The organism is Fulvivirga kasyanovii, assembly GCF_009711405.1.
In the GTDB taxonomy this organism is placed as follows: domain Bacteria; phylum Bacteroidota; class Bacteroidia; order Cytophagales; family Cyclobacteriaceae; genus Fulvivirga; species Fulvivirga kasyanovii.
Map to the genome: position 1 here is coordinate 1 of NZ_SMLW01000347.1, position 6,552 is coordinate 6,552.

The 6,552-nt window shown below is 44.0% G+C and carries 5 protein-coding genes; 1 reads left to right on the forward strand and 4 read right to left on the reverse strand.

What is annotated here, in order from left to right:
- The 3 genes from E1163_RS03510 to E1163_RS03520 all read right to left on the reverse strand — a co-directional run bounded on the left by E1163_RS03510 (position 1) and on the right by E1163_RS03520 (position 3,985).
- Positions 1-564 carry a hypothetical protein gene (locus E1163_RS03510; protein WP_155169502.1) on the reverse strand — a complete coding sequence of 188 codons (564 nt, stop codon included), beginning with the start codon at positions 562-564 and terminating at the stop codon, positions 1-3.
- Between the two features lie 138 nt (positions 565-702).
- The gene (locus E1163_RS03515; RefSeq protein ID WP_155169504.1) at positions 703-2,547 is read right to left on the reverse strand and encodes a cytochrome-c peroxidase; all 1,845 of its coding nucleotides are present in this window, start codon (positions 2,545-2,547) and stop codon (positions 703-705) included.
- 1 nt (position 2,548) lies between these two features.
- Positions 2,549-3,985, reverse strand: coding sequence for a PhoX family protein (locus E1163_RS03520; RefSeq protein ID WP_155169506.1), 1,437 nt, complete (start codon positions 3,983-3,985; stop codon positions 2,549-2,551).
- A gap of 304 nt (positions 3,986-4,289) precedes the next feature.
- On the opposite strand from E1163_RS03520, the gene E1163_RS03525 reads away from it, so the two are divergent.
- The gene (locus E1163_RS03525) at positions 4,290-5,891 is read left to right on the forward strand and encodes an NADP-dependent glyceraldehyde-3-phosphate dehydrogenase (RefSeq protein ID WP_155169509.1); all 1,602 of its coding nucleotides are present in this window, start codon (positions 4,290-4,292) and stop codon (positions 5,889-5,891) included.
- Positions 5,892-5,953: 62 nt separating this feature from the next.
- On the opposite strand, the gene E1163_RS03530 is transcribed toward E1163_RS03525, so the two are convergent.
- A partial coding sequence (locus E1163_RS03530; protein WP_155169511.1) for a toxin-antitoxin system YwqK family antitoxin occupies positions 5,954-6,552 on the reverse strand: 599 nt, incomplete at its 5' end.

The following is a 6,552-nucleotide window of genomic DNA, read 5'->3' on the forward strand; positions in this document are numbered from 1 at the left end:
TTAGTCCTGTCCTCCAGCAGGCACCCTGAGCAATACGAGCACCGGATCAGGTTGGGCATTGTTCTTCGAATTGGCCTTTTCAATCCTGATAAGCCTGAAACGTTCGATGGTAGATCCGTTTCTCGATACATCGAGATAAATATCTTTACTTTTAAGAGAGGCTTCCACTTCTGTTGTCGATAAATAGTACGACCGTTGAACACCTTCTTTACAGGCTTGTAGGTCAGACCACAGAAACCGGGCATCATCTATAAGGTTCCATTCCACAAACTCACAACATTGCCACACCGGGTAGTAGTCGTGTGAGATTTTACGCATCCTCACCGTATCATTTTCATAATATTGGTTTTGTTCATTACAGCCAACATAGATGTACCGGTCGGGGCTGTACGTCAGATAGTTTTTAACAAAGCTTTTCAATGCATTTCTATTGGTGGTATTTGGGGCCTCCAAAGATAAGTTTGTTCCTTCAGTTGTATTCAGACTGGCCATCAGTTGTCTTTCCTGTCCAAAAAGAAGTGGTGAAATAGCCCCAAGGCATATGATTAGTAGCAAACTTTTCATTTCTAAGTGTCATGTTGTTGAACACTTATAATAAAGCGAAAGGCTTGCCAAAAGACCACTTTACTAAAAAGTGGACTTTTAGGTGTTTACTGCTATATTAAGCGGCTTTTTGACTCAGCGAATGGGTATCAAATTCCACTAATGGTATTCGTCAGACCCCATAGAAATTAGTGCCGGAGACGTGGTGATGTCATCTTCCAGGCTTTGCATAAAGTGTATTATATCTGAGATTTCCTGATCAGTTAACCCTAATGTATCAGGGGGTAAGGTCTGGTTGTGCAGATCAATACCAATGCCGCTGCCTCCGCCCAGGTTGTAAAATTTCACCACTTCTTCCAACGTATTGTACACACCGTTATGCATGTAAGGTGCAGTTCGGGATACATTCCGTACGGTTGGTGTTTTGAAAGCAAATTTTTTGAGTTCAGCTTTGAACAAGTTAAACCTGCCTGAATCAGGGTCAATGGTTGCGCTGGCAAATACGGCCAGTTCAGGTACACCTAATACTTCCAGTTCCGTGTGTGAAAATGAAGGGGGAACAGTGCCATTGAACACCGGAGCAAAATGACAAGTGCCACAACCCGCTTTACCCATAAACAAGTTGAAACCGTTAATTTCACTTGTGGTGAGAGAGTTCTCCTTATCTGATATATTTCTGTCAAATTTAGAATTAAACGGGACCAACGTTCTGATGTACTGGGCGATAGCATTTCTGATGTTTCTGGAGGTTACGCTGTCTTTGTAAAGTGCTTTAAACCGGGCTTTATATGCTTCTGAGCTTTCAACTGTTTCTTTGAGGCGGTTCAGGTCTGAATGAAATTCCCTCTCGCTGTTTACCACATCCATGATCTGGTTTTCCAGGTTGGCTACCCGTGCATCGTAAAACTGATTGTTTTGCAAAGCTGAATACAGTAGCGTGGGCGAATTTCGCGACAATGCCTGACCATCATTTGCTTTTGATTTTGGCAGTCCGTCTGTGAAGTATTTTTCCGGCTGGTGGCACGTTGCGCAACTCATGGTTTTACTGCCCGACAGGTTTTTGTCAAAAAATAGCTGCTTACCCAATGATGCTATCTCCTTGGATGGTTTTGGAGAATAGGAGGGGGCAAACTTTGCAGTGTTGAAGGTGGCAGTATCAAAAAATGTTTCAGCCTCGTAGTTGAGTTTGGTTTCGAAGGGAAAGTTTACATTCCAGTCTGTTGCGGTTCTCTTCCACAAGCTGAGTAAAGGGTGTATATGGTTTTTGATAAAGCTATAACGGTCGAAAGTATCAAAATCCTGCTGATCCAGGCTTTCGGCACCCTGCTTAAGCTCAACCATCCATTGATCATAAAGTTGTTTGTCCTGAAATTTGGATCTATGAAGCTCCAGGTAATCCATAAGGCTGAGGAGTACCTGTTTGTTTTCCGGAAGCGAGTGATGGAACATTGGCGAGTCGAAGCCGGAAATACCCAGGGCCATGATGCGCATGAAAGAGTCACGGAGCAGCCAGAGAAAATGATAGTCGCTTGAAACGGCAATGTTTACGTTGGCTTTTTCCAGTTGCAGGGTTCTGTAGATATTGGCGACTTCTGCGCGGATTACATCCATATCCAGACTATCCTCAGCCAAAAGTTCTTCCACTACCTGGAAGCCCTGAGGGGGTTCGTTTTCTATGCCATTGCCACCTTCATGCACGATCATGAGGTTGGGCTGATTGAGGGCTTTATAAGCTGAGGCCTTAAAGAAAGCCATTAGTGGCTCGGTCTGCTTGAATTTCAGCCGGGCTTCAAAAAAGATCGACCTGAGGCTGTCTGCATCATCCGTTTGTTTCATCCGGTCGACTGCAAGCAGGGTTTCTTCCAGGTCTTGAAGGTATTGATCCTGCATTTGTAACGGAATGGGCTTTTCCGCAGCTCTTTCTTTGGCCGAACATGCAGAAAGGAGTATAAAGAGGCCCAGCAGGCAGGCCCCTTTATACAATATAGGAAAATGGATATTCATATTATCTTTCTAAACCTTTGAGCACTACAGCATAGCTTCCTTCGTTGGAGCTGTTTTCATCTGTACCTGCTCCATCAGGGTTAAGGAAGGCATCATCTTGCCAGGAGTGAGCCTGTACGATCAGTATAAAAGTTCCTTCAATACCGATTTCATCAGAGATGTCGATCATACCGGTAAGCTCCCAGGTACCGAAATCATCGTCTGCGGAGCCGTATCCACCGGCAATGTATGCATTACGGTCAACCTCCAGAACAACTTTCAAATCACCTGTTTTCAGGTTGTACTGGTACAGGTATGCATCGTGTTGCTTGGTTGCATCATCGTCATATCCGTTAGGGTCTTCCTGGATATAAGCATAGTTTTCAGTGACTACAATATTGTCAGGGCTATGGAAGTTTTTAGCTTTTCCATCCAGGTCATCGCCATCAAGTACAAGAGTAAGTTTACCTTTGGTAGGGTCATTCTCATCCAATACGATCTTGTAAACACGGCCATAAAGTGTTCTGGTATCGTTGAACTGGCTTCTGCCTGTTGCATTGAAATAGATCTCCCTGTTGGCTTCACCGGAACCTTTTCTGTAGTCAATGTCCTCAACCCTGTTGAAAGCCATTACACTTTTAGCTATGGCTTCATCATTCAGGGCATCGTATGTTCTTTCTGTCAATTCCACGAAAGTGACATCATACTCCTGGTCAACCACAAGGTCGTTGTCAACCACGGTACCGTCACCAACTTTCAATCCGTAAAGTTTACCATTGTCAAGATCTCCGGCTGAGTTGGAAACGTACATGGCAAGCTGGCCACCGGCTTCACCGTGGCTGTCGTCACCAATTAATGCAACGGTTTTGCCAGGGAAGGCGTCTTTTCCTAAAACCACTGCATTTTCTGTTGTCCATTGGCCGAAATTAACCAGTGTCTTTGCAGTGCTGGCAGTAGAAGCGTCTTTAAAAGGATCGGTCACAAATACGTTGGTAGAAGATCCTCCCCATTCACCACCACTCAGGTAAAGCGGGCCAAAACCGTGCTCTTCCGGAGTGATCAATGAACCTGAGCATTGGGCAGTATTTGCAGTAGCGTCAGAGTTAACTATGTATTCACCTTTTACAGGCTTAAAAGTTTTGTCAAGAGTTATTCTGGCGATAGAGTAGTCAGCCTCTATATTGTTGATCAATGTAAAAGTACCATCATCATTTTTAAGCAGGCCGGCACCATCAGCCATACTTCCGTAAACGAAGTCAGGGGATTCGCTAAGTTGGTCTTCAGAGCTGATCAGGGTAAAGATCTCAACATTAGAAAAGTCTGATTTCAGATCCATCATATGCGGAGTCTTGGAGTGGTTCTGTAGCACCACCGGATTGGCCGGGGTAGTCACGTCGTCGTCTCCACATGCGTAAAACAGGCTGCTGGCCAGTGCTAGTACGAGTAGATTGTTTTTCATTTTTAGTGTAATTGGTTAGTGTGTTTCTCAGGAGGTAAAATTATTTATTCTTTAAAGCCCTGATTAATAAGCCGTATTATGCTTTTTTTATTTTGTTTGATGGAGGTAACATAAACTTAATCAACGTGTAACAGTGCCTTGATGCAGCTTTGGTTAATTGGGTTAACATGTGGCAGGGCATGTAAAAATAAAAGCAGGAAGCCGGTCAATAAACCACATGAAGACATGGAAATATTGTAAAATATTCCGAATTTGGATTCACTATTGGATGCGCAATCAATAATCTCAACGAAAAATATTAGCAATGGAGACAAAGCAACATGAAATCCCTGCGCAATTTCAAGTAGAAAACCTCACAACACAGAGTACCTACCTCGTTAATGGAGAGCTAAAGCCCTGGCAGGGGAAGATGACAGATGTATACTCATCTATCCATAGTGTAAATGCCAAAGGGGAATATGCGCCGACTTTGCTGGGAAGTATACCTTATATGACGGAAGAAGCTGCGCTTGAGGCACTTGAAGCGGCTACAAAAGCCTATAGCAAGGGGCAGGGGGTGTGGCCAACGATGAAGGTAAGCGACCGGGTGGCGTGCATGGAGAAGTTTGTGAAGCAGATGAAGCTGAAACGCGGTGAAGTGGTTAAACTTTTAATGTGGGAGATAGGCAAGAACCTTCCGGATTCTGAAAAGGAGTTTGACCGTACGGTGGATTATATTTATGACACCATAGAAGATTACAAACAACTGGATAGAAACAGTGCGAAGTTTGAAAAACACGATGGTGTATATGCACACATTCGCCGTGGGCCGTTGGGTGTGGTGCTATGCCTCGGGCCATACAATTACCCGCTCAATGAGACATTTGCACTGCTTATACCTGCCCTGATCATGGGCAATACAGCCATTTTTAAACCGGCTAAACATGGGGTGCTTCTGATATCTCCTTTGCTGGAGGCATTCAGGAACAGCTTTCCTCCCGGTGTGGTAAATATTATCTATGGACGAGGCAGGGAAGTGGCTTCGCCTATCATGAAAACTGGAAAGATCGATGTGCTGGCGCTGATTGGAAACAGCAAGTCAGCCATAGCCCTACAGGATCAGCATCCTCATAAAAACAGGCTGCGCCTTGTGCTGGGCCTGGAAGCCAAAAACCCGGCCATAGTATTACCTGATGCAGACCTTGACCTCACAATCGATGAGTGTATAGCCGGAACCCTTTCTTTCAACGGGCAACGCTGTACGGCCTTAAAAGTGCTTTATGTACATGAAGATATTGTTGAAGAGTTTAATGAACGTTTTGCCCGCCGCGTGGATGAACTGAAATTTGGCAATCCGTGGGACGATGGTGTGAAACTAACGCCTTTGCCGGAACCTGATAAGCCTGCTTATATCCGTGAACTGATAGATGATGCGGTGGCTCATGGGGCAAAAGTAATTAATAAGAAGGGAGGAGAAACAACTGAAAATTATATCTTCCCGGCGGTACTGTATCCTGTCAATAAAAAGATGCGGGTATATCATGAAGAGCAGTTCGGGCCAGTAGTGCCGATCCTTTCTTTTAAAGATATTGAAGAGCCTCTGGATGATATGGCCGAGTCCAACTACGGTCAGCAGGTGAGTTTGTTTGGCAAAGACATCCAAACCATTGCGCCTTTGATAGATACGCTGGTCAACCTTGTTTGCCGCGTTAACCTCAATAGCTCATGCCAGAGAGGGCCGGATGTTTATCCTTTTACCGGACGGAAAGACTCTGCTGTGGCTACGCTTAGTGTGCATGACGCGTTACGATCATTTTCCATCAGAACGTTTGTGGCCTCAAAAGACAATGAGTACAATAACGAAATACTTAATGCATTGCTGCAAAGTAAAGCTTCGAATTTTGTGAGTACGGATTATATATTGTAGGATTTACAATTTAAAAAGAGCCATCTTACTGACAAAAGGTGATGGCTCTTTTTGCTTTATGTCTATTGTAAATTTACCAGTATCTCATTAACCAGTTCACCGTCTTTGTATATTTCTTCTTTTACCTTTGTTCCTTGCTCGTTATAAAACTCCTGCACACCATCTTTTTTATCATTTACGTAGGTAAGAGAGGTCTCCACCTGACCATTTTCATAATACCAGTACCAAAGCCCATTCTTCTTATCATCGGAGTTGTATCCCTCAATATTCAAGGCTTCTGAGGGGTAGTAGAATTTTTGTGCGCCGTCTGCTTTGCCATTCTTATATGTTGTTTCTGAGTATAGAATTCCGGAATCATCCAAAACCTGCCAAACGCCATCTCTGTAGCCGTTAATCAACCTGCCGCTTTCGTAAGTGTTGCCAGATGTCAGGCTTACCGTTCCATTGCCATCTTCGACCAGCAAATTACCGGTTTTGTTCCAGAATTTATTTATTACAAATATGTCATTGTCATCAAAAACACCCTGTGCCTGAATGTTCCCGTTTTCATAGTACATTTTCCATGTGCCGGTTTTCTTTCCGTCCTTTACTTCTCCAGAGTGGCTTATGGTTCTATTGCGTTGATAATGATCTTCAAATTTGCCGTTTCCGTTGACGGTAA

Excerpts from the sequence above, each read along its gene's own strand:
- E1163_RS03510 (WP_155169502.1), bottom strand. The coding sequence starts at position 564 with ATGAAAAGTTTGCTACTAATCATATGCCTTGGGGCTATTTCACCACTT.
- E1163_RS03515 (WP_155169504.1), bottom strand. The coding sequence starts at position 2,547 with ATGAATATCCATTTTCCTATATTGTATAAAGGGGCCTGCCTGCTGGGC.
- E1163_RS03520 (WP_155169506.1), bottom strand. The coding sequence starts at position 3,985 with ATGAAAAACAATCTACTCGTACTAGCACTGGCCAGCAGCCTGTTTTAC.
- E1163_RS03525 (WP_155169509.1), top strand. The coding sequence starts at position 4,290 with ATGGAGACAAAGCAACATGAAATCCCTGCGCAATTTCAAGTAGAAAAC.